Annotated in this window: 24 protein-coding genes; 10 read left to right on the forward strand and 14 right to left on the reverse strand. The window is 36.4% G+C overall.

Translation table 11 applies throughout. The features are described from left to right. Positions 1 to 79: 79 nt before the first annotated feature. Entirely contained in the window at positions 80 to 415 is a 336-nt protein-coding gene (locus PZ898_RS06080) for a helix-turn-helix domain-containing protein (RefSeq protein ID WP_047377604.1), read from the reverse strand. Positions 416 to 516: 101 nt separating this feature from the next. Between PZ898_RS06080 and PZ898_RS06085 the strand changes: the two genes are divergently transcribed. From PZ898_RS06085 to PZ898_RS06115, 7 genes are all read left to right on the forward strand, one after another. Then, positions 517 to 1,263, forward strand: a complete 747-nt coding sequence (locus PZ898_RS06085) for an SDR family oxidoreductase (protein ID WP_228432193.1) — start codon at positions 517 to 519, stop codon at positions 1,261 to 1,263. 172 nt (positions 1,264 to 1,435) lie between these two features. Further along, positions 1,436 to 2,419, forward strand: coding sequence for a heme-binding domain-containing protein (locus PZ898_RS06090; protein WP_277695037.1), 984 nt, complete (start codon positions 1,436 to 1,438; stop codon positions 2,417 to 2,419). After that, the gene (locus tag PZ898_RS06095; protein WP_277695038.1) at positions 2,416 to 2,859 is read left to right on the forward strand and encodes a hypothetical protein; all 444 of its coding nucleotides are present in this window, start codon (positions 2,416 to 2,418) and stop codon (positions 2,857 to 2,859) included. The genes PZ898_RS06090 and PZ898_RS06095 overlap by 4 nt, the downstream gene beginning before the upstream one ends. A gap of 80 nt (positions 2,860 to 2,939) precedes the next feature. Continuing rightward, the gene (locus PZ898_RS06100) at positions 2,940 to 3,953 is read left to right on the forward strand and encodes a histidine kinase (protein WP_120231597.1); all 1,014 of its coding nucleotides are present in this window, start codon (positions 2,940 to 2,942) and stop codon (positions 3,951 to 3,953) included. Continuing rightward, positions 3,934 to 4,698 carry a LytTR family DNA-binding domain-containing protein gene (locus PZ898_RS06105; protein ID WP_277695039.1) on the forward strand — a complete coding sequence of 255 codons (765 nt, stop codon included), beginning with the start codon at positions 3,934 to 3,936 and terminating at the stop codon, positions 4,696 to 4,698. The genes PZ898_RS06100 and PZ898_RS06105 overlap by 20 nt, the downstream gene beginning before the upstream one ends. A gap of 324 nt (positions 4,699 to 5,022) precedes the next feature. Continuing rightward, positions 5,023 to 5,799 carry a DUF1223 domain-containing protein gene (locus PZ898_RS06110; RefSeq protein WP_277695040.1) on the forward strand — a complete coding sequence of 259 codons (777 nt, stop codon included), beginning with the start codon at positions 5,023 to 5,025 and terminating at the stop codon, positions 5,797 to 5,799. A 38-nt stretch (positions 5,800 to 5,837) separates the two neighbouring features. Beyond that, complete coding sequence (locus PZ898_RS06115; RefSeq protein ID WP_277695041.1) at positions 5,838 to 6,230, forward strand: DoxX family protein; 393 nt, start codon at positions 5,838 to 5,840, stop codon at positions 6,228 to 6,230. 333 nt (positions 6,231 to 6,563) lie between these two features. Here PZ898_RS06115 and PZ898_RS06120 read toward each other — a convergent pair whose 3' ends face one another. From PZ898_RS06120 to PZ898_RS06135, 4 genes are all read right to left on the reverse strand, one after another. Then, a complete protein-coding gene (locus PZ898_RS06120) occupies positions 6,564 to 7,556 on the reverse strand; it encodes an MBL fold metallo-hydrolase (RefSeq protein ID WP_123277734.1) in 993 nt (330 codons plus the stop codon). An 87-nt stretch (positions 7,557 to 7,643) separates the two neighbouring features. Continuing rightward, positions 7,644 to 8,645: an aldo/keto reductase gene (locus tag PZ898_RS06125; protein ID WP_120231600.1), complete on the reverse strand. Its 1,002-nt coding sequence runs from the start codon at positions 8,643 to 8,645 to the stop codon at positions 7,644 to 7,646. A gap of 86 nt (positions 8,646 to 8,731) precedes the next feature. Then, a complete protein-coding gene (locus tag PZ898_RS06130; protein WP_120231601.1) occupies positions 8,732 to 9,637 on the reverse strand; it encodes a helix-turn-helix transcriptional regulator in 906 nt (301 codons plus the stop codon). Between the two features lie 114 nt (positions 9,638 to 9,751). After that, on the reverse strand, positions 9,752 to 10,207 hold the full coding sequence (locus PZ898_RS06135; RefSeq protein ID WP_120231602.1) for a hypothetical protein: 456 nt from the start codon (positions 10,205 to 10,207) through the stop codon (positions 9,752 to 9,754). Between the two features lie 590 nt (positions 10,208 to 10,797). On the opposite strand from PZ898_RS06135, the gene PZ898_RS06140 reads away from it, so the two are divergent. Beyond that, positions 10,798 to 11,085 (forward strand): N-acetyltransferase, encoded by a 288-nt coding sequence (locus PZ898_RS06140; protein ID WP_062675288.1) that lies wholly within the window; start codon positions 10,798 to 10,800, stop codon positions 11,083 to 11,085. On the opposite strand, the gene PZ898_RS06145 is transcribed toward PZ898_RS06140, so the two are convergent. Continuing rightward, positions 11,086 to 12,120, reverse strand: coding sequence for an MBL fold metallo-hydrolase (locus tag PZ898_RS06145; RefSeq protein WP_277695042.1), 1,035 nt, complete (start codon positions 12,118 to 12,120; stop codon positions 11,086 to 11,088). 378 nt (positions 12,121 to 12,498) lie between these two features. Here PZ898_RS06145 and PZ898_RS06150 point away from each other — a divergent pair, with 378 nt between their 5' ends. Beyond that, positions 12,499 to 13,893: a S41 family peptidase gene (locus tag PZ898_RS06150; RefSeq protein WP_228436707.1), complete on the forward strand. Its 1,395-nt coding sequence runs from the start codon at positions 12,499 to 12,501 to the stop codon at positions 13,891 to 13,893. 41 nt (positions 13,894 to 13,934) lie between these two features. On the opposite strand, the gene PZ898_RS06155 is transcribed toward PZ898_RS06150, so the two are convergent. The 6 genes from PZ898_RS06155 to PZ898_RS06180 all read right to left on the reverse strand — a co-directional run bounded on the left by PZ898_RS06155 (position 13,935) and on the right by PZ898_RS06180 (position 18,859). Further along, the gene (locus PZ898_RS06155; protein ID WP_277695043.1) at positions 13,935 to 14,525 is read right to left on the reverse strand and encodes a hypothetical protein; all 591 of its coding nucleotides are present in this window, start codon (positions 14,523 to 14,525) and stop codon (positions 13,935 to 13,937) included. Between the two features lie 13 nt (positions 14,526 to 14,538). After that, positions 14,539 to 15,048, reverse strand: a complete 510-nt coding sequence (locus PZ898_RS06160) for an RNA polymerase sigma factor (RefSeq protein WP_277695044.1) — start codon at positions 15,046 to 15,048, stop codon at positions 14,539 to 14,541. 266 nt (positions 15,049 to 15,314) lie between these two features. After that, positions 15,315 to 15,674, reverse strand: coding sequence for a hypothetical protein (locus PZ898_RS06165; RefSeq protein WP_062675293.1), 360 nt, complete (start codon positions 15,672 to 15,674; stop codon positions 15,315 to 15,317). Positions 15,675 to 15,736: 62 nt separating this feature from the next. Then, on the reverse strand, positions 15,737 to 16,552 hold the full coding sequence (locus PZ898_RS06170; protein ID WP_277695045.1) for a hypothetical protein: 816 nt from the start codon (positions 16,550 to 16,552) through the stop codon (positions 15,737 to 15,739). 10 nt (positions 16,553 to 16,562) lie between these two features. After that, entirely contained in the window at positions 16,563 to 17,072 is a 510-nt protein-coding gene (locus tag PZ898_RS06175; protein ID WP_062675295.1) for a sigma-70 family RNA polymerase sigma factor, read from the reverse strand. Between the two features lie 155 nt (positions 17,073 to 17,227). Then, positions 17,228 to 18,859, reverse strand: a complete 1,632-nt coding sequence (locus tag PZ898_RS06180; protein WP_277695046.1) for an NADP-dependent glyceraldehyde-3-phosphate dehydrogenase — start codon at positions 18,857 to 18,859, stop codon at positions 17,228 to 17,230. A 289-nt stretch (positions 18,860 to 19,148) separates the two neighbouring features. Between PZ898_RS06180 and tpx the strand changes: the two genes are divergently transcribed. Further along, positions 19,149 to 19,718, forward strand: a complete 570-nt coding sequence (tpx, locus tag PZ898_RS06185) for a thiol peroxidase (protein ID WP_277695047.1) — start codon at positions 19,149 to 19,151, stop codon at positions 19,716 to 19,718. 263 nt (positions 19,719 to 19,981) lie between these two features. On the opposite strand, the gene PZ898_RS06190 is transcribed toward tpx, so the two are convergent. Then, positions 19,982 to 20,689 (reverse strand): TonB-dependent receptor plug domain-containing protein, encoded by a 708-nt coding sequence (locus PZ898_RS06190; protein WP_277695048.1) that lies wholly within the window; start codon positions 20,687 to 20,689, stop codon positions 19,982 to 19,984. A 175-nt stretch (positions 20,690 to 20,864) separates the two neighbouring features. Further along, positions 20,865 to 21,572: a DUF6261 family protein gene (locus PZ898_RS06195; RefSeq protein ID WP_277695049.1), complete on the reverse strand. Its 708-nt coding sequence runs from the start codon at positions 21,570 to 21,572 to the stop codon at positions 20,865 to 20,867. Between the last annotated feature and the right edge of the window lie 323 nt (positions 21,573 to 21,895).

Genomic DNA, 21,895 nt, shown 5'->3' on the forward strand with positions numbered 1-21,895 from the left:
GGGGAATAGTGAGTACATATATACTCATCAAGATCAACGCATCCCTAATTCTAATTCCTGCAATCTAACATCTGCCACCTTACCTGTCTTCCACAATTACTCTCCTATGCTCCCTGCCCCAGTTGATCATTTCCTGAATAATATTTCCAAAGGTTCGGCAGTATTCTGTAGGTTCGTATTCTATTAAAACAGGAGTTTCCGGGTAAACGGTGCGTTTTAGCAGTTTATTCAGTTCCATATCTTTCAGTTCTTTGGAAAGCATTCTGGTAGTAATTCCGGGAATACTTCGTTCAATTTCCCTGAAACGTCTGTTTCCGTTACAAAGTGAATTGATAACAGGAATACGCCATTTTCCTCCGATAAAATAAAGGGTATCCTGCAAGGCTCTAAGTTCTTCTGTCTGATCTCTTTCCATAGCTGCAAAGTTAAGTGATATCAAGAATGATACTGGTATACTCTGTGATACTGGTTACAAAAGTATACCATTTTGAAATAACTTTGTCAAAAAATTTTACAATGAAAAAATTAACCCATAAACTGGCTATCGTAACAGGAGGAAACAGCGGAATAGGATTCGCTGCAGCCAAAGAACTTATCTCAGAAGGAGCAACCGTAATCATTACCGGAAGACGAAAAGAAGCTGTAGAAAAAGCAGCTCAGGAACTTGGAGCAATCCCGTTCATAGCAGACCAGTCTAATCTTGATGATATTGATCTGTTGAAGAAAGAAGTAGAGAAAAAGTTCGGTAAAGCAGATATTCTGTTTATCAATGCAGGAATTACCGGAACTCTGACTCCTATTGAAAATATGGATGTTGAAAATTTCGATCAGGTGATGAATATTAATTTCAGAGGAGCTTATTTTACATTAAGCAAATTCATACCATTGTTAAATGATGGTGCTTCTGTCATCTTTTTATCTTCTATTGTTGCGTCTACCTATAAACCCAACAGTTCAGCTTATCAGGCAAGCAAAGCCGCGTTGAATTCTATTGCCAAAACGGCAGCAGCAGAATTGGCTCCAAGAAAAATCAGAGTGAATATGATAAGTCCGGGTCCGATAAAAACAGAAATCATGAGTAAAGCAGGCCTGGATGAAGAAACTTTGAAAAATATCCAAAACCATCTCATAGAACAGATTCCAATGAAGAAAATGGGAACCGCTGAAGAGATTGCCAAACTGGTTACCTATTTGTCAGATGATCAGATTTCAGGCTATGTCACCGGAACTGAAATTGTGATAGATGGTGGTATTACTTTATAAACAACAGATTTAATCAAATCCCGGTAATTGTGTTACCGGGATTTTTCTTGTAGATTTTCGGGGTTAAAAATTCCGGATTCACCTTTTGATTTGTCCAGCTCGGACAGTTTTCCGTTTCACAGCATGTACTACCCGCCTACTTTTGATCCAGAAAAATAAAACAATACGCATTATGGATACCGTAAAGAAAAAAAGAAATCCCATTGCCATCGTATTTCTGGCTATTCTAGGAATTTTCGGAGGGTTGCAGTTATTTAGCACACCTTTGGAAGGGAAACCGGTTACAGGAAAAATTGAAGCGCCAAGGGAAGTGATCAGTATTCTTGAAAACTCATGTTTCAGCTGTCATTCCAATCAGCAGAATTTAAGCTGGTATGATAAACTTGCTCCTGTTTCCTGGGCTGTAAACAAAGATATCAAAAGAGCCAGAGAAGTCTTGAACTTCTCAGAATGGGAAAAGTTATCTCCTGCAGAACATCAGGGAAAAATGTACGCTATCCTCAATATGATGCAAAGTGGTAAAATGCCTCTCCATGAGTACACCCTTCTGCATCCCTCAGCCAAGATTACAGCAAAAGATATTGAAACGATCAAAAAATATACCCTTTCATTATCCTCAGTACAACCTTCTATACAAAATAAAACTGTGCCCAATTCACCTTCTGCAGCTAAAACTGACCTAGCTCCAGCTCAATTTCCGGTTTCTCCCAATGGAGTTCAATATACTCCTGATTTTAAAAATTGGAAAGTCATCAGCATGAGTACTCTTTTTGACAATTCCATCCGTGTAATCTATGGAAATGACATCGCTGTAAAAGCGGTAGAAACTGAAGATTTTCATTCTTGGCCGGACGGAAGTATTGTAGTAAAATCTGTGTGGAAGCAACAGGAACTTCCAAATGGGGAAATCAGACCCGGGAAATTTATCAATGCGCAGTTTATGGTCAAAGATTCCAAGCAATATCAAGATACTGAGGGTTGGGGATTTGCGAAATTCTCAGGAGATGATCTCCATCCAACAGGAAAAACGGCTTCCTTCGCCAAAGAATCCTGCATTGCCTGCCACAGACAACTCGCAGAAAAAACAGGATACCTGTTTGATGTTCCCATGAAAGTAAATACCCAAAGACTAATTCAAAATTTACAGAAAAAATGAAAAATACAATCCTGATCTTATTGGTAAGCCTTGTTTCTCTTACCGCCTGCAGCAAAGAAAATAGTGATATGAATAATGGCCTTTCAAGGGTTGTCTTTGACCCGGGACCTCTCAAATTTATCTCTAATTCTTTAAGTCCTAAAAAAGAAACTATGTCTGCCTTATATGGGAACGAAAAAGCACTGGAATCTTTAACAAAAGAAATCCAGACCCCTGAAGCAGGTGCTGTGATGAAACTGGTAACCTGGAAGTATCATGATAATCCTCAATATATCGGAGGAACCATCACCGGAGAATTGATAAGTATTGAAACTGTTCAGGCTGATCATCTTGGAAAGGTTTCCTATGATATAAAAAATAGTCTACCACAAAACAGCTCACCCAATAAAGAAGAAAGAATACAGTATTTTATGAGTTATCGCCCTGTAAACAGGCCTTAATAAAAAACTACAGTTTCACTATTTATCATAATATTTTAAATAAAAAAGGTTAATTTAACCTTTTCAAATCAGCAGATTTCATGCAACAGCAAAAAATAAAAATCTCACAAGCTATTATCTGGATAAGCTCCATTTTCCTGGGTATTTTATCATCCGTACCTCAGTTGGCATCCCATCAATTCGACTGGAAAGAAGCCGTGGTCAACTCAGCTATTACGGCAGCATTTTCGGTGATCATGTGGTACATCAATATTTATATGCTGAACCGCACCACAAAACGCAGACAGCATATCTCGTATTCAAGATTGATGGTAGTACTCGCTTTTGGTATGGTAATTATGTTTGGCCTGGCCTGGATTCAGCAGCTGATTCTCTCCCATATTAATTTTGGTCCGGTGATGCTGATGATCGAGGTAAGAGGAATCCTGATCAATCTGGTGTGCTATATGTTCCTGAGCCTTCTTCAGAATAATTATACAGGACAACAGGTACAGCTTGAACTGGAAAAGGTAAAAAGTGACAATTTAGGAGCTCAATATGAATTGTTAAAACAGCAGATCAACCCTCATTTTCTTTTTAACAGTCTGAACACATTAAAACTGATGGCCGAAACCCGTGATGAAGAAACTGTTGATTTTATTGTAAAATTATCTGATTTTTATCGATTTACACTGGAAAGCAGAAAACTGGACCTCATCAGCGTTCAGGAAGAAATGAAAATAGTAGATTCTTATTTATTCCTTCAGAAAGCCCGTTTTGGAGAAGGAATTAAGTTCACCAACGAACTTGGAAAAGAAACCGCCCAAACCCTTATTCCTCCTTTTACGCTTCAGCTTTTGGTGGAGAACTGTATCAAACATAATATTGTTTCTCAAAGCAAACCTTTACATATTAAAATTTACACTGCTGATGATCATATTGTAATTGAAAATCCTATACAGCGAAAAGTGAATCCTGAAGATTCTTTGGGAGTTGGTCTTGACAATATTAAAATGCGTTACAAACATTTGCTGGAAAAGGATATTATGATTAACTCAGACGAAAAAAAGTTTCAGATAAAATTACCATTAATCCATGAATATAATCATTATTGAAGATGAATTCCGGGCTGCAAAATCCCTGCAGAATTTGATATCAGACTTAAAACCGGACTCAAAAATACTGGGTGTTTATGACAGTATTGAAACAAGTATTGAAGGCTTAAAGGACATTAAACCCGATCTTATTTTTATGGATATCCATCTTTCGGACGGACTTTCCTTTGAAATTTTCAAATCGGTGGAGATCACCTGTCCTGTGGTTTTTTGTACTGCTTTTGATCAATATATGCTGGATGCTTTTAAAAGTAAAGGCGTTGATTATGTTTTAAAACCATTTTCAAAAGAAGATATTGCCGAAGCCCTGCGAAAGGTTGATGAACTGAAAAAATTCTTCCAGAAAAATGATCTTCCGGACCTGGAGTCTCTGATACAGAAAATCAGACAGCCTGCTGCCGCAGGTAAGAGTAGTTTTCTGGTTTTTAAAAATCAGAAATACACCACCATTCCTACCGAAGACATTGCTTATTTTTACATTCATAATGAGATCACCCATCTGGTTACATTCACAAAGGAACAGTTTCCTGTTACCCAGCCTTTGGGACAAGTGGCAGAACAGGTGTCTGACAAGCAGTTTTTCAGAGTTAACAGACAATATCTTGTTAATTTTAAAGCCATTAAGGAGATGGAACATTATTTTCAGCGTAAAATACTGGTAAAACTCACTATTGAAACCCCTGAAAAACTTTTGATTAACAAAGAAAAGACCCATAGTTTTTTTACTTGGCTGGAGGATAGATAAAGCAGTAAGGAAGATGGAGGATGGATGCTGGAAGTACTTGAAGACAAAGTCTTATTTAAATAAATTATAGCCCTGATTGAGATGATCAGGGTTTTCTTTTGCTTTAATTTTTTTAAGATTCATTACTCGTATTTTTACTATCAAAAAATATAACCACCAATTCCTTTTTGCACTCCAAAAACTTCCTTCCTCTCTCTTCCGGCATACAGCCTTTAAATACTTCCCCCTGCAATTTCCGGATTCACCTCTTAATTTGTCCGGTTTACCCTTTTTTGCATTCTTTTGCCTTTGAAGAGTATCTACTTTTGAATCAAATTAAAAGACATGATACTAAAAAACTTAATCACAGTAAGCGCTTTCACCGCATTACTATTTGCTACCTCAGCATTTATCCATCAAAATAAAGAACAAAAGACATCACAATCTCAAGCTTCTGAGAATAACGGATTTGCTGTTTTGGAACTTTTTACTTCAGAAGGCTGCTCAAGCTGTCCTCCTGCTGATGAGCTGATGGGAAAAATTGAAAAAGAATATAAGGATGAACCTGTGTATCTACTCTCCTACCATGTTGATTACTGGAACCGCCTTGGGTGGAAAGACCGATTCAGTAGTTCTGAAAACTCTCAACGACAACAGCAGTACAGCCGAATATTGAATTCACAGGTTTATACTCCACAGCTTGTAGTCAACGGAAAAACAGAATTTGTAGGCTCTGATGAAAACAATATCAAAAATGCCATTCAGAAAGCCTTGTTTGCTTCTAAAAAAACAAATGTAGAATTATCTGCAACCGTTTCTCAGAATGCAGTTAATGTTCAGTATAAAGCCTCTTCCACCGATCCTCAGAATATACTTCTTATTAATTTCATAGAAAAACATTCTTCTACTCAGGTAGGAAAAGGTGAAAATGAGGGACGTCATCTTCATCATTGGCAAATTGTTCATAAGCAAAACCCAATCACTTTGACTAAGCAGCAGGAAGGAAGCACAACATTTAAACTTCCGGAAGGCTTTTCTCCGGAAAACTGGGAAGTCATCGCTTTTATTCAGAATAGGAGAACGGGAGAAATCTCAGGATCAGCAAAAACAGCTTTTAAATAAAATACTGTACAATTTAATTATCACTAAAAATTACAACAATGAAAACAAAAACAACAAAAATCATCTATTGGGCAGGAACTATTTTTATGTCATTATGGTTTGGAGCCAGCGGTTTCTTTGAACTGACAAAGAATCCGGTGGTATGGGATATTACTCAACAGCTAGGTTATCCGCCTCATTTTATTTATATATTGGGTATTTTTAAAATCTCCGGAGTTATAGTTCTTTTGCTTCCCAATAAATTATTGAGACTAAAAGAATGGGTGTTTGCAGGAATGTTCTTTGATATTCTTTTTGCTTTCTTTTCAAAAATTGCGGTCCTGGGTTTTCCGTCTACGGTAGATGCAATTGTTGCCTTTTCTGTGTTAACGGTAACTTACATCATGTTCAGAAAGCTTTATTCTCCTGAATTGGTATTTGGAGAAGCTTAATGATAAAACTCTAATTTTTTCTTATGTTTGAAACAGATCCTTCCGTTGCCTGGGAGGATCTGTTGTTTCAGTGAGGTGATGAATAAGTTTTGGCTGAAGGCGGATAGAGGAATACTGTTTTTGAAAGTGGACTAAAGTCCGCTGCTATTGATTGTATTGCATGTATGATGTATCATCCCGTTTTTGACCACCCCGTCAAAAATTCTTTGAATTTTTGCCACCCCTCCGGAGGAGGGGAATACTGAGCACATATGTATTAATCAATGTCGATATATCACTTATCCCTAATCCTCTTATCCTTTCACCTACAAACTGCTATCTGCTACCTATTAGCTAATTCATAAAACTTTCCGGAAACCATTCAAATGCTGTTGCTTTTTTCTTTGTGTATCCCAAACCCGGCCATGGTAAATGATAAGCAAATGCTCTGATCTTGGTATCTGCCAATTGTTGAAGGAGTTTTTTTCTTGATGCCGTTGCAATATCCAGATCGGTGTCACCGAAATAGCCCCATTCAGGATGTGGAAAAAGAATGACATCAGAATGAATCAAATCTGCGATATAGATCAGCTTTTCATTTTCTGAAGAGATGGTTGTAACCGTTAAACCGGGAGTGTGACCGGGAGCTAACTGGAAACTAAAATAGTCATATAATGGATGATTAAGGTCATAAAATTTCAGTTTAGGCTGAATCGTTTTCAAAATATTCTGAATTGCAGGAATAATCTGATTAAGAAATTCAGGTTGAGTTTTTAGCGCACTGTTGCTGAAGTCTTTGATGGAAGCTTTCATCCAGAAATCATGTTCTATCTTAGAAATAAAAATATCAGCATTGGGGAAAATAAACTGGTTTTGTTTATCCACGACTCCGCCAATGTGATCCGGATGGGCGTGAGAGATGAAGACATCAGTAACATCTTTCGCGGAAAATCCTGCTTTTTGAAGACTTTTTAATAGAAATCCGGTTCTTTCATCAGCAAAAATCCCCATTCCGGTATCGAATAAAATGAGTTTATTTTTTGTTTTAACTAATAGAATATTCATCGCCATATCGATATAATTTTCCGGTCTGAAATTGTTTTTAAGGATTGATTTCAATTCTGTAATATTTCCTCTGGGAGCGAATGAGTTAAGGTTTTCTTCATGAATATATCCGTCTGTTAGTACAAAAACTTCCAGTTCACCCAATTTTAATTTTTTAAAACCGGAAAGGTCATCTCCAGTTTTTTCAACAGTTGTTTTAGACTGTGCCATTAAACCGGAAAAAGGAATCATGCTTAATGTTCCTACCAATAATCCGTTCTTTAATAATTCCCTTCTGTTCATAGCTGAGTGTTTTTCATTTTAAAATTTAAAACAAAAAAAACTGAGCTCCTTCATTACCAGGAACTCAGTTTTTATCTAACATAGTCTTTAATTGTTCACCAGTTTCATTGAACCTTCATTGTATCTTTCTCCCACATTAGGGTATTTTTTCAGGATCGCATCAATGGTATCCAGATCTGATTGAGAAAGCTCAATATTAACAGCGGCAATGTTTTCTTCAAGATATTTGATTCGTTTTGTACCAGGAATCGGGATAATATCATCTCCCTGATTCAACACCCATGCTAAGGCAAGCTGGGTTCCTTTTACTCCTTTGGAAGCTGCCAACTCATTGATTTCGTTAGCCAGTTTGGTATTATTTTCAAGATACTCCTGCTGATAACGCGGTAATGATTTTCTAAAATCGTCATCGCCAAGATTCTGCGCTTCATAAATATTGGTAAAAAGTCCTCTTGCCAATGGGGAATAAGGGACTAAAGAAATCCCAAGCTCTCTGATGGTTGGTAAAATCTCTTTTTCAACATCTTTGGTAAGGATGGAATATTCTGACTGTAAGGCGGCAATAGGGTGAATTTTGTTCGCTTTTCTGATAGATTCTGCAGAAGCTTCAGATAATCCGATATATTTTACTTTTCCTGCTTTCACCAGCTCTGCCATAGCGCCTACTGTTTCTTCTACAGGAACATTGGGATCTATTCTGTGGGCATAATACAGGTCAATGGTATCAATCTTTAATCTTTGAAGACTTAAATCTACTGCCTGTCTGATCCATTCCGGAGAGCCGTCGAAATAAGTTCCCGGAGCACCGCTGTGGCTCGCTTTACCATCTTTAAACCTGAATCCGAATTTGGTTGCAATAAAAATCTTATCTCTGTTTGGCACTAAAACCTTGGAGATCAGTTTTTCATTTTCTCCATTAGCATACATATCTGCTGTATCCCAAAAGTTGACGCCTAAATCCAGCGCTCTGTGCAGGGTATTGATACTTTCCTGCTCGTCTGTAGGACCATAAGCAAAGCTCATTCCCATACATCCTAAACCGATTGCTGATAACTGTTCTTCTGTGTTTCCTAATTTTTTAAATTTCATGATAGGTATGATTTAATTTTACATGACAAAATTAGAACATCCGGAAACCAACCACGATATAGAATTCAAACTAAGAATTATAAAATTCAAACAACATCCATTCTTAAGGCATTGGGAGTAATTCCGGTTTGTTTTTTAAAATAATTGGTGAAATAAGCAGGTTCTTCAAAGCCTAATCCGTAGGCAATCTCGGAAATATTCCAATCCGTATGTTTCAGCAAGGCATTGGCTTCCTGAATAATCCTTGCGGTGATCTGCTGGCTGGTTGTTTTTCCTGTAATCTCTTTTACCGAACGGTTCAAAGAATTCACATGAATGGAAAGACTTTGAGCATAATCATTCGGGGTTTTTAATTTCAAAAAAGCCTCAGGGCTGTCGATAGGAAACTGTCTTTCCAATAGTTCCATAAACAAGGACGCCACTCTTTGGGAAGCATTCTGATAAGGTTCAAAGCTTTCTGCCGGCTGCATTCTCATTGTTTCATGTATCATCAGATGAAGATATGCTCTCAACATATCATACTTGTGGATATAATCTGACTGAATCTCCGTCATCATTTTGATATACATCTCAGAAAGTATCTTCTGCTGCTCTTCATCGACAAAGAAAACAGGTGTTCCTCCAATCTTGAACAGCGGAGAATCCTGAAGGTTTCCCATACGGCTTCCATTGTGGAGAAACTGATCGGTAAAAAGGCAGAACCAACCTTTCTGATCTTCATCATCAGCTTCCCAAGAATAAGGAATAATGGGATTGGAAAACAATAAGGCGGGGCGATCTACTTTGATCCATTTATCAGCATAGTGAAGTTTTCCTTTTCCAATGATGAGTGAAATCTTATAATAATCTCTCCTGCTGTAAGGAGTATGCGGAGAGCAATACTCCCGTGAAAAGACATTGAAGTGCCCCATTTTATTCACCCCAACACATTGAGATGCCAGATTAGGAGCATTCCTTTCATAAAAACCATTCAGTGATTCGTGTGATTCCATAAATCAAAGTTATAAAAATCAAACAAATTAAATCATAAAAATTATAGGATTAAAAAATTAAATGGCTGACAATGCTGCCAGCCATTTAAGAGTGAATATTGAGTTGATAATAATCTAATCCCAATCATCATGTCCGTGACCATGATGTTTATTTTGTTTTTTGTAATATTTTTCCTGATTTTTATAATACTTCTCCTGTTGTTTACGGTATTTTTTATAATCGTTTTTGTTTCTTCCGTAAACAATTACAGGATTCTGTCCTCTGTAGTACTTCTTTTTAAAGATGATATACTTTTCTCTACCCAGAATTCTTTCCAGCTCTGAATAACGGTCGTTTCTCCATCTTCCCGGTTCCACCACATACACTCTATTCCAGGTATCATAATCACGATATCTGTCATTTAACACATAAATCTGATTAGCCTGTGTTGTTGAAAGCACAAGATCAGTAATTACTCTTTGCCAGTTGATATCAGAGATACTCCTTCTGTAATCATTATAATAATCTGACTGGGCATAACTTAAGCTGAATGTCCCAACCAATAATGCTGTTAATATTAACTTTTTCATTTCATTCCACTTTAAAAATAATTACCAAGTGATAGTCAATTAAAGTGCCAATTATTAATTACAAATACTAATATTTGTTAAAAAAAACCACAAACAACTGATTATCTTTGAATTATTTTCTGTATTTTTTATTAAATTCTTAAACATTAATTATTTTAAGGTTATGATTATATCCTAAGAATTATTAAGTAACAACCCTATTACATATTAATAATCAACACATTGCAGATTTATAAAAACACATATTTAAGTTTCGTCTAAAAGCCGTAGAGAATTATATATCGTGTGGCGGGCTAAGCCCATTTCTATTGATCCTGGCATACAGATATTTAATGGTAATATCTTTTATCTTTTATCTTTTATCTTTTATCTTTTATCTTTTATCTTTTATCTTTTATCTTTTATCTTTTATCTTTTATCTTTTATCTTTTATCTTTTATCTTTTATCTTTTATCCACTTATGTTATAAAATTCGTTAAGATTCCCATAAATTATTATTTCATATAGTTTAATTTCGTAATTTTAATGAAGAGAATGTTTTTAAAGAAATTTTCTCAAATTATTTTTGATCAACCAAATCTTACATTGTTATGGAAAATATAAAGTTTCAGGTATCTCAATATCAGGATGAATTGCAGCTACTTATCGATGAGAAAAAGGCAGGTTATATGTCTATAGAGGTTGACGGAAGACTGCTTATTGTATATTATACGAAACTTGACGAAGAGCGTGAGGGAAAAGGATACGCTAAACTATTGCTGGATGAACTTGTACGCTACGCAGAAGAAAAAGATTTGCTTGTAGACCCGGAATGTGATTTTGTAAGACAACAGTTTGAAAATCATCCCGCAAGATATAAAGAAATCTGGCATGCCTGATCAGCTTTCCCACCAGGCTGTAAACTTTTGTTCTGACTGATTCAGATCTACCACCTCTCCGATCATCGGAGTGAGGATGTTCAGTTTTTTTTCTCTTCCAAGAGCCGTTATCTTTTGTAAAGGTTCATTCCACGGATGAAGTGCCAATGCAAATTTGGCAGCATGAACCGGGATAATTCGTTCTGCTTTAAGATCAATAGCAGCCTGAATAACATCTTCCGGCAATGTATGGATATACCTCCATGCCTCTCCATATTGTCCATTCTCAAGAACAGCATAATCGAAAGGGCCATATTGTTCGCCTATTGTTTTAAAATGAGAACCATAGCCACTATCTCCGCCTAAGAAAATTCTTTTTGTAGGTGTTATCAGAACATAGGAACTCCATAGCGTATCATTCTGCCTTACCCTTCTGCCGGAAAAATGTCTGGCAGGAGTAAAGACAATTTTTATATTATTTTCCAGGGCAACTTCTGTTCCCCATTCTTCTTCAATAAGTTTGCTCTCAGGATAGCCCCATCTTTCCAGATGTGCCCCTACTCCTAAAGGAATAATGGCCATTCCTGTTCTTTCTCCGATAGATTTTACAGTTGGGTAATCCAGGTGGTCAAAATGATCATGCGTTATCACAAGATAGTCAATATTCGGAATATCTTCAGGTTTAAAAATATCTGATCCTTTGAAAGCCTTATTAAAGTATTTAAAAGGTGATCCATAAAGACTTAGCACAGGATCTATTAAAAAGGAAACTCCATCTGTCTGCAGATAATAAGATGAATGTCCTAACCAAATCAATACATCCTTATTTTTATCAATATTTTTCAGATTGGTATGAAGAGATGGAATGGCTGTTAAAGGTTTCAACAACGGATCTTTTTTTCCTAAAAAGAAATCGTAGGTTACTTTCCACATCTTGTAGCCTTCAGTAATGGAAGGAGTATGACTGATATTCCTGAACTGTTTCTTTTTATAAAGTTTTGACTGTCTGATACGCTTCAGCCTCTTCCCTTTTGGCACTCCACCAAATGCCTTCATATTGATCACTATAAAAAAAGTTACCGTCAAAACAGCTATACACGTAATAATCCAGTAAATCATCTGTACGAAATAAATATCAAATGTATTGACTTTTGCTTTTAAATGAAAGTTTATTCCATTTTACTCCATTTTTTAACTAAATTTATCATGTATTTTTAAAAATTTATTACTCGTTTAGCTCGGGATTAATTTTAAACTTTCTATTTTAGCACCCTAAAAAACTCAGATACATTGAAAAATTATTCGGTAATATTTCTCCTCGTTATTTTTTCGTCTTGTGCCTCTATAAAAAAACACAACGAACAACGGGCCTCATGTATTCCACCGGAGCAACTTAAAGAAGATGTGGACTTTGCGTATTCAAAACTACAGCAAATGCACCCTCAATTATACTGGTATATTCCCAGGAAGGAACTGGAACGTAAATTTGACAGTCTTAAACAGACCCTCACCGAGCCTCTTACTCCTCTTCAGTTTTATTTCAAACTTCAACCTGTCATTGCAGGAATTCGGGAAGGACATCTCTCATTGAGAATTCCCAGAAAAAAATTTACCAAAAGTGAAATAAAAAGGCTGGAACATCAGAAAGGGATGTTCAGCCGTTTTGAATATTATATTTCAGGAGATCAGATGTATATTATTCAAAACAAAGATTCTATTGAACATATAAAACCGGGAACTGAAATTTTATCCATCAATAATATTCCTGTATCCGATTATATCAAGAAGTACAGAAGTCTGATCAGCAGTGATGGTGATAATACCACTTTCCACCCGTATTTTTTAAAAGATCTGTTCTTTAATTTTTATACTGCCGAAAATGGATTTGACAGCAAAGCTACTCTCGAAACCCTATACCAGGGAGAAAAAAAGACGTATACCTTAACCAGAGAAACAAAATCTGACGCTGATCTTGAAAAGGATAAGGAAATGCAGAAAAAGACCCCGGAAAAGAAACTGAACGACTATGTAGCTTCCAGTAATTCTTATAACAGAAGTTTTAAGTTTCTGGACAAAGACAGTACTATTGCTTATATTAAGGTGAAAAGCTTTTCAAGGGATTATTCGGATGAGTTTTATAAAAAGACTTTTGCCAAGATCAACCTTGCGAAATCTCCTTACCTCATCATAGATGTCCGAAATAATTATGGCGGCTCCTTGTATGAAATCAACAACCTGTATTCTTATTTAGCTGATGAGCCGTTTACGCTGATCAAACCTTCTCAGTTAACTTCAAGAAATGCCCCTCTGCGTACCAATTATTTCAGAAAAAGTACTCCTTTAGAGTATGCTCTTAAAAGTATCGCTTATCCGAGTTTTTTTCTTGCGCAGACTTTCAGTACCTATAAAAAGGATGGAAAAGTATTCTACAAGATGAAAGCTGACAAACCTACAAAACCCAAAAAGGATGCCTTCCATGGAAAAATTTTTGTACTGATTAACGGAGGAAGTTTCTCGGCATCGTCTATTATTACCGCCAAACTTAAAAATGATAAAAGAGCAACGCTTGTGGGAGAAGAAACAGGTGGTGCCAATGACGGAACTGTGGCCGGTTTTTATTCCTACCAAAAGCTTCCCAATTCTGAAATCAGATTTCCCATAGGATTACTTTTAGTACAACCTAATATCAGTTTTTCAGATTCACGGAAAGGTGTTGTTCCTGATGTGACTGTTACTGAAAACATGCAGGATATTATTGATAAAAAAGACCCACAGCTGGATTGGATAAAAAACGAAATTGCCAAAGAAAAAGAACATAAAGGACAGTAATGAATATAGTTTCGGCGGGCTTTCAGCCCGCCGAACTCTTTTTATCTTTTTAATTCTTCTAAAAGATCTTCAATATATTGGATGTATCTTCCATAATAGCGCTGATACCAGAACCTTCCAACAATATAAAGCAAAAATAAGCCTACGGTTACTGTACTAATTAACACTACTGCAATCTTCAGTTCACTCAAAGGTTTTGGCCACGGGATAAACTCCAGGACAATCAGGATTTCACATACCAGAAATGGGGCAAAACTGATATAGTATGAGAGGTAATACTGTTTGTTAAGATTGAGCTGCATCACGAGATCTTTCAAAGAATCATAAGTTTTAGGTGCAGGATTACTGATTTCATTATACAGTTTAAAAAACTTGCTGAAAAAGAAAACAGTAACAATAAGCATGGAGGCAATCAATACGGTTATGTACAACTGAAGTTTAAATGGTCTGCACACAGAGCACACCAGAAAAGCAAAGACAAAGATTCCTATCATCCACCAGAATTCAACACGCATATTTTTACGTATTTTTTCAAGGGGAAGATTCAGTTTATTTCTCTGTTCTATGGTTATTTCGGGAGTTTCCTCCACAATATCTTCGTTCCAGGTATTTTTCAATTCATCGATATTCATTGGATTACTGATTTTAATGTTGGTTGGTTTTTATTTGGCTTAAGATATCTTTAAGTTTATTTTTGGCCCGGTTCATTTTCACTCTTGCATTGCCCTCTGAAATCCCCATTTGTTCGGCAATCTGCTTTCCTGAAAAATCTTCCAGATAATAGAATATAAAAGCCTTGTCAATAGAATTAAGCTGATGGATAGCTTTATACATTTCAGTCAGGCGCTCTTCTTTACGATCATCATAATCTTCCTGGATAATGAGTTGGTTAGAAAAATCTTCATGAGAAATAAAGCTTCTTCTCTTTTCTTTTTTAAGGAAAATAATAGCGGTATTCAAAGCGATTCTGTACAGCCATGTAGAAAATTCACTTTCACCTCTGAAACCGGGAAATGCTTTCCAGAGCTGATAGGTAATCTCCTGAAAAAGATCATCACGATCGTCCTTATCAGTCATATACATCTTAGCAATCTTAAACAGGATTCCTTTATGCTGTTCAATTTTACTGATAAACTCTTGTTCTAATGAGGTCATAGCTTGTTACTCTATAGAGTTAGTTTTCGTTTAAAAAAATTGTTACAGATTTTTACAAAAGAAATAAAAAAACCTGACAGAAAATACCGCCAGGTCTCATTGTGTGTTTTTTAAGTTTTTTTACTATTTCCTCAGAATAGTATGAGTCGAAATAATTTTTTCTGATCTGGTCAGTTAGTAGAAAAAAAGTAAAAATGTTACATAAAAAAACAATAAGCTGATATTTTTGATATCAGCTTATTTATTTTAAGTATTCAATTCTTTTATTATTTAAAATCTAAGAAATCATCTTTTTCAAGATAATGGTTCAGAGCTGTGATAAGCTGAGAAGAGCTAATATCAGCACGCTGTCTTAAAGCAAGATCTACCACATCCTGAATATTTTCATCAGAACACATATAATGAAGTTTGTTATGAAAAACAAAATCAGGTAAGATTTCATTATCATGCTCACCAATATCCAAAGGATCTCCGATAAAAACTTTCATTTCGGGTTTAAACTCATCTGTTGAAGAATAGACTGCATAATTATATTCCGGGTCAAAGGATGCTTGCCTATCCTGTTTGCTCTTTACCAGTTCCAGAAATTCTTCTATAGAATACACCTGATTTTTAAAATCATCCATGTGACATTTTTTTACAACTCAATTTTCTAAAGATAGAAATTTTACAGAATACAGCGTAATTTCTAATTCAGTTTATTTAAAGCCCTCTGCAATGATCCGATATCCAGAAAATCAAGTTTTGCCCCTACTATGATAATGATCAAAAGAACAATTGTCAGAAATAAAATAATAAAAAAATACATAGATACAAACCATATGACGGTATTCAGGATGTTTCCTTTAATTCCCATTTTATTCATGAAAAATTTCTGTGAACGTTCAAACCATGTTTTTTTCTTTTCACGTTTTGGTCTTACTTCAATTCCATTCAGTTCATCTACCCAACGCACTACATCATCAATGTATCTTCCGTACATATAATAGATCCAGTATCTGATAATAAAAGCAATCAACAAAAGGGTAATCAGAAGACTGATCCCGAAAATAGCCAGGTTATATTCCCTGTCAAAATGAAAACTGATCTGGATCAGAGACAAAAGAAATCCAAGCGGGATATAAGAAATATAATATGAGATATAAATTTCTTTCGAGATGAGAAGCTGCGTTTTGAGCGTAAACAGATCATAATTTGTATTGGTACTGTTTTTTCTAAGCAGCTTATACAATTTCAGGAAGCGGGAATAAAAATAAACAATAATAGCAACGGTCAGGATCGTGACAAATACTGAAATCGTTTTAATATTAGAATCCTTAGAGGCGAAAGGAAAACCTGTTAACAGCAAAGGCAGTGTTACAATCATCAGCCAGAATTCAGTTTCCATATTCACTTTCAGCATCTGCAGCGGAGAATGTATTTCCTTCTGTTTTTCCAGAGAAATTTCAGGGGATTCCTGCCCTGTATCTTTATTCCAAAGTTCTTTAAAATTTTCTAAATCCATAGTGTTATTTTTAATAGGAATCTGTTCCCTGTCTGGTAATGATCTCTTTCAGCTTTTCTTTTGCTCTCTTCAGCTTTACCCGTGTATTCACTTCAGTAATTCCCAGCTGTACAGCAATCTCTTTTCCGGAAAAACCCTCTAAAAAAAAGAATATAAGGGCTTTATCAATGGGGCTTAGCTGATGGATAGCTTCATACATCCGCTTCATATTCATATCATCCGTATCATTATAAGGTTCCTGCCGGGCATTCAGCCCATCGACATTCTGATTCTGTATAAAACTACGTTTTTTTTCACTTCGCAGAAAAACAATTGCTGTGTTGAGTGCAGTTCTGTACAGCCATGTGGAGAAATCACTCCTCTTTTGAAAATCACCATATGATTTCCAGGCCTGGTAAATGATCTCCTGATAGAGGTCATTCTGGTCGTCCTTATTATCCATATACATTTTAGAGATCTTGAAAACAACACCTTTGTGCTTTTCAATTTTCTCTAAAAATTCTTTTTCGGGTGAAGACATGATTTACACACTGATCCTTAGATGATATTTCTAAAAAATACCATCTTATTATAACACAAAACTCTAATTTCCGGCATTAAGTTAAAAAAATCCTCAACAAACCAAGATGTTTATTGAGGATTTTTATTTTATGTTAAATACTGTTTCAGTCAGAATCAGAAAATATAATCTGTACTTAAAAAGTTAGAATCATGTTCTCTGACAATAGTATTCAGCAGCTCTTTGTTGGAATCTGTCAGTTTTGCCGCCACCAGAGACCGGATGGAGAATGAACGGAGTGCATCAAAAACAGAAAGTGTTCCTTCTGCACTGTCTTTTCTTCCTGTAAATGGAAAAACATCGGGGCCTCTTTGTGCCTGACAGTTGATATTGACACGGCTTACAAGATTTACAAAAGGATCAATCAGTCTTGCTACTTCATGAGGATCTTCACTGAAAATACTTACCTGCATTCCGTGGGAGGCATTCACCTGATATTCTATAGGCTCTTCTATATCTTCGAAGGGAACAACAGGAATCACAGGACCAAACTGTTCTTCATGATAAAGTTTCATCTCACTGTTTACAGGATATACAACTGCCGGGAAAACAAAAGATTCATCTGTATAGCCTCCATCTTTATTCAGTACAGCAGCTCCTTTCTGTAAAGCATCATCAATACATTCTTTCAGATAAGCCGGTTTATTGACCTCCGGAAGTGGAGTTACTTTCACCTCTTTTTCCCATGGCAGCCCAGCCTTCAAAGCAGAGACAGCAGCACTTAATTTTTCTGTAAACTCCAATGCCACTTCTTTCTGAACAAATATCAGTTTCAATGCTGTACAACGCTGCCCGTTGAAAGAAAGTGCTCCTAAAATACACTCACTTACTGCTACATCAAGATTCGCATTTTTAGTAACGATGGCTGCATTTTTAGCATCCAGACTCAGGATGGCTCTTAAACGGTTTACTTTCGGGTGTAATTTTTTTAATCCGTTCGCCACTTTACTGGAACCGATAAAAGCCAGAACGTTTACTTTCCCGCTTTCCATAATGGGAGTGATAATTTCTGAGCCTTTTCCATATAATGTATTCACCGTTCCTTTCGGGAAGGCTTCTTTGAAAGCGTTCAATAAAGGATAATGAGCAAGGACGCCATGTTTTGGAAGTTTAAACAGGATGGTATTTCCCATGATCAAAGCCGGAATCAATGTGGTAAAAATTTCATTGAGAGGATAATTGAAAGGTCCCATACTCAACACTACGCCAAGCGGAGCCCTTCTGATTTGTGCAATGGTTCCTTCTGCCTGTTGAAAGCGGGAAGATTCCCTGTCAAGATCTTTTAATGCATCAATGGTTTGGTTGATATAATCTACCGTACGGTCAAACTCTTTGGTAGAATCGGCCAGTGTCTTCCCGATTTCCCACATCAGTAGTCTGATAACCAGATCTCTCTGCTGGATCATCAGATATACGAATTTCTGCATGCATTTGATACGTCCTTCCACAGACATGGTAGGCCATTCACCAAGACCGTTATCATAGGCTTTTACACAAGCTTCGAGAACTTCCATCGCCTCGTTCGGACCAATATTCGGAATACTTCCCAGAAGTTTTCTTTCCAATCCGTTTTCTGTGGGGATGCATACCGGGGAATAAATTTCCGTGACATCTCCTTTCCACTCTACCAGTTCTCCATTTAAAAGATAAGCTCTCTGATGGATAACCGGAACTTTATATTCTTCCGGAATTTCGTTTTCTCCTTTAAAAATGTTGTGATGAAATGATGCTGTATTTTCTGAACTCATAAATCTTTCTATTTTTTTATGTGATAAGATTGAAATTGTTTCAAAAGTCAGACTATCTGACTTTTGTCATTCTGACGAAGGAAGAATCTTAATGATAATCTACTATATGAGATTCTTCATTACATTTTATTTCATTCAGAATGACACCTTTGAAACAACCCTGTTTAATAATATAAAGGTAAAAGTAAATTGTGTTGAAAAAAATAATCTGACAATAGATTCGATCTATTTGAATTAAAATTAATCTTAGCTCCTGAAAAAAGAATAATTTAGCTTAAAAATAAATTTCATGTTTTCAAAATTAGTTTGCGGCACACTGCTATTCTTCTCTGCGGTGGGCTTTGCTCAAAAATCTAAAGCGATCAATACAGTTTTAATGGGCGGGAAAGAAGTTCATACTTATGCCAAATTGCCGGCACTGAATAAACCGGCTCCTAAATTTACCCTTACCGATGTGAATATGAATGACCAGACCCTGGATTCCTTCAAAGGAAGATACGTTATTCTGAATATCTTTCCGAGTGTAGACACTGGTGTTTGTTCTGCTTCTGTACATCATTTCAATGAAGAGGCAGGAAACCTTCCCAATACCGTAGTCCTTTGTATTTCCAAAGATCTGCCGTTTGCCCAGAAAAGATTCTGTGGCGCGGAAGGCATCAAAAACGTAATCATGCTTTCCGATTTCCGTTCAGACTTTGGCTGGAACTATGGGGTGGAACTGGTAGATTCTCCAATGAAAGGGCTTCTGAGCAGAGCGGTTGTGGTAATAGATCCTTCAGGTAATATTATCTATGAAGAACAAGTGCCGGATATTGCTCAGGAACCGAACTATGAGGCGGCTATTGCGGTTGTGAAATAATAAATGGCTTAAAAAATAAAACTCAGCGAATTGCTGAGTTTTTTTTATGTTATAATTGTTTTGTTGGAAAAACGCTAAGGCGCAAAATGACATTAAAAACTTTCTGTTGTAAGGCGCAAGGATTTTATCGGAGATAAAATTTCACACCACCACTGTCATTGCGAACCGCAGGTGAAGCAATCTCAATATTCTCCCGCAGATTAGGCGGATTAAGCAGATAAATATGAAAAAGATCTGTGAGATCTGTGGGAAAATAAAGAGTCTTAATTTGTTTTATATTTTTTTCTTTTTGTAGTAATTACGATTACCCCATCTTTGGCTTTTTCGCCATACTTTACTACAGCAGAAGTTCCTTTCAGAACATTCATTGTTTTTATCAGATTAGGATCCAGTGCATTTATTGCCTCAAAATCACTTATTTTCCCATCTACAATATACATAGGTTTATAGACTGCTCCGCTTGAAGGAGCTCCACCAATACGTATATTGCTATTATCTTTAGGTGCCTTCCCAATTACTCCTGATAATTTGGATACAATTTCTTTATTTTCCTTTTCTTTGTCTTCTAATAAAGCACTGGCAGGCATTACTGCAACAGAACCAAGCAATTTTCTGTCGCTCCGAGTACTGAAAACAATCTCCTGTTCATCTTCAGTTTTTAAGGCATCACAGGTTTTATTTTGCTGTGCATTAGCACTTACAATCCCTCCTGTTGTCAGCATAAAGCCCACGGCAAACTTTACAAAAAGAGAATTAATATAAGAATAATGCAAATCCCTGTTGAGCTGTGATGGATTAAAAGCTCCACAGATTTCCTGCGAAGCATCAGCAAAAACATCTATAATCTCATCATCCGATGCTCTTCTGAAATCTCGCACGGTTTTGGAACAGACCGCACAAAATCTTCCTTTTTCATCTGTTGTCATGGCATTCCAATTTTCATGACAAGGTTTGGGTATGGTTATTTTCATAGGATTCTTTTCTTATAAAGATGCATTAGTGAAAGAATAGGTTGGAATTGCTATTAATTTTTTGGAAAATAATACCGTACCACTTGCTGAAAATATCAGATTCTCTTTCATCTTACAAAACACATCAAGATAAAAACTTTATGCCCTTGCGGTTCTCCAACAAAAAAACCAAAACTTATTTCTGTGGAGTTTCACCACTCTCTTTCTTCTCTGATGTAGAGTTTTTAGCAGCTTTCACCAACTCATTGGTATCACTGTACAGCAATTCCCAGCCCGATACTTCTTTCATCACCGTGAGCAGATTAAGATAAGTTTTCAATGTTTTTTCCAGATCTTTACGGATAGCACTCGCACTCGTCATTTGACGAAGATCGGCATTAGCTCCCGCCTGCTCTGCAAACATGATCTCAAAAGCATCCTGCTTAGCTTTCATCTCTGCAAAGGCTGCATCCAGAGAAAGAAGTGTAATCTTCTGTTTGTTTTCTGTAGTTTCTAATGCTTCTATAAGCTTCTTCATCTGAGCGGTTTGTGAAGAGTAACTGAGCCTGTCCAGGTTCAGCCCAAAAGTTTTGAATACTCTGTAGAGATCCTCTGCCAGCTGATAGTTGGCCGCAGAAGGTAGTTTACGATAGCCGTTCAGGAAAGATTTCAGATTGGCATAGGCGGTATCTCTTTCGTGATCGGCAGTAGCTACGTCTTTCCCTTTTCCGCTGTAGACCTGCTTTGTATAGACCTTGTCGTATTCTGTATAGGAAGACGCCAAAGCGCCTACAAGAGGATGATTATTAATAACAGGGTATTTTCCGGATTGGACATTAGAAAGAATTCTCTGAGCTAAAGTCGCAAGATCTTTAGTACTCAGCTGTGTGAGGGCAATTTTCATTTTTTTGTGTTTTTGGTTTTAAAAAATTAATAATCAAATATAGAAAAAAGTTGTTTTGTTACAAACATACCTGCAACAAACCTCCCGAGGTCTTGGGAGTTTTCCCCCAACTTGCAGGAGATTTTCCAAGTTCTTGGGAAGTTTCAAACAGACTTGTTTTTAATAAATGTAGGACTTGGGAGGAGTGTTTTGCTGTTGTTTTAGAGTTTTGGAGGGGGTTGGGGAGGTTACAAATGGGGATGTTTTGGAGCTCGGTGTTTTTGGTTACGGAAAACCGTAGATATATTTTATGTTAGATTTCTATATTTGAAGAAATACAATAA

Origin of the sequence: Chryseobacterium sp. WX (genome assembly GCF_029542485.1) — a bacterium.
Classification (GTDB): Bacteria; Bacteroidota; Bacteroidia; order Flavobacteriales; family Weeksellaceae; genus Chryseobacterium; species Chryseobacterium cucumeris.

Coding starts and splice junctions, on each gene's coding strand:
- PZ898_RS06080 (WP_047377604.1), bottom strand. CDS start 415: ATGGAAAGAGATCAGACAGAAGAACTTAGAGCCTTGCAGGATACCCTT.
- PZ898_RS06085 (WP_228432193.1), top strand. CDS start 517: ATGAAAAAATTAACCCATAAACTGGCTATCGTAACAGGAGGAAACAGC.
- PZ898_RS06090 (WP_277695037.1), top strand. CDS start 1,436: ATGGATACCGTAAAGAAAAAAAGAAATCCCATTGCCATCGTATTTCTG.
- PZ898_RS06095 (WP_277695038.1), top strand. CDS start 2,416: ATGAAAAATACAATCCTGATCTTATTGGTAAGCCTTGTTTCTCTTACC.
- PZ898_RS06100 (WP_120231597.1), top strand. CDS start 2,940: ATGCAACAGCAAAAAATAAAAATCTCACAAGCTATTATCTGGATAAGC.
- PZ898_RS06105 (WP_277695039.1), top strand. CDS start 3,934: ATGAATATAATCATTATTGAAGATGAATTCCGGGCTGCAAAATCCCTG.
- PZ898_RS06110 (WP_277695040.1), top strand. CDS start 5,023: ATGATACTAAAAAACTTAATCACAGTAAGCGCTTTCACCGCATTACTA.
- PZ898_RS06115 (WP_277695041.1), top strand. CDS start 5,838: ATGAAAACAAAAACAACAAAAATCATCTATTGGGCAGGAACTATTTTT.
- PZ898_RS06120 (WP_123277734.1), bottom strand. CDS start 7,556: ATGAACAGAAGGGAATTATTAAAGAACGGATTATTGGTAGGAACATTA.
- PZ898_RS06125 (WP_120231600.1), bottom strand. CDS start 8,645: ATGAAATTTAAAAAATTAGGAAACACAGAAGAACAGTTATCAGCAATC.
- PZ898_RS06130 (WP_120231601.1), bottom strand. CDS start 9,637: ATGGAATCACACGAATCACTGAATGGTTTTTATGAAAGGAATGCTCCT.
- PZ898_RS06135 (WP_120231602.1), bottom strand. CDS start 10,207: ATGAAAAAGTTAATATTAACAGCATTATTGGTTGGGACATTCAGCTTA.
- PZ898_RS06140 (WP_062675288.1), top strand. CDS start 10,798: ATGGAAAATATAAAGTTTCAGGTATCTCAATATCAGGATGAATTGCAG.
- PZ898_RS06145 (WP_277695042.1), bottom strand. CDS start 12,120: ATGAAGGCATTTGGTGGAGTGCCAAAAGGGAAGAGGCTGAAGCGTATC.
- PZ898_RS06150 (WP_228436707.1), top strand. CDS start 12,499: ATGCACCCTCAATTATACTGGTATATTCCCAGGAAGGAACTGGAACGT.
- PZ898_RS06155 (WP_277695043.1), bottom strand. CDS start 14,525: ATGAATATCGATGAATTGAAAAATACCTGGAACGAAGATATTGTGGAG.
- PZ898_RS06160 (WP_277695044.1), bottom strand. CDS start 15,048: ATGACCTCATTAGAACAAGAGTTTATCAGTAAAATTGAACAGCATAAA.
- PZ898_RS06165 (WP_062675293.1), bottom strand. CDS start 15,674: ATGGATGATTTTAAAAATCAGGTGTATTCTATAGAAGAATTTCTGGAA.
- PZ898_RS06170 (WP_277695045.1), bottom strand. CDS start 16,552: ATGGATTTAGAAAATTTTAAAGAACTTTGGAATAAAGATACAGGGCAG.
- PZ898_RS06175 (WP_062675295.1), bottom strand. CDS start 17,072: ATGTCTTCACCCGAAAAAGAATTTTTAGAGAAAATTGAAAAGCACAAA.
- PZ898_RS06180 (WP_277695046.1), bottom strand. CDS start 18,859: ATGAGTTCAGAAAATACAGCATCATTTCATCACAACATTTTTAAAGGA.
- tpx (WP_277695047.1), top strand. CDS start 19,149: ATGTTTTCAAAATTAGTTTGCGGCACACTGCTATTCTTCTCTGCGGTG.
- PZ898_RS06190 (WP_277695048.1), bottom strand. CDS start 20,689: ATGAAAATAACCATACCCAAACCTTGTCATGAAAATTGGAATGCCATG.
- PZ898_RS06195 (WP_277695049.1), bottom strand. CDS start 21,572: ATGAAAATTGCCCTCACACAGCTGAGTACTAAAGATCTTGCGACTTTA.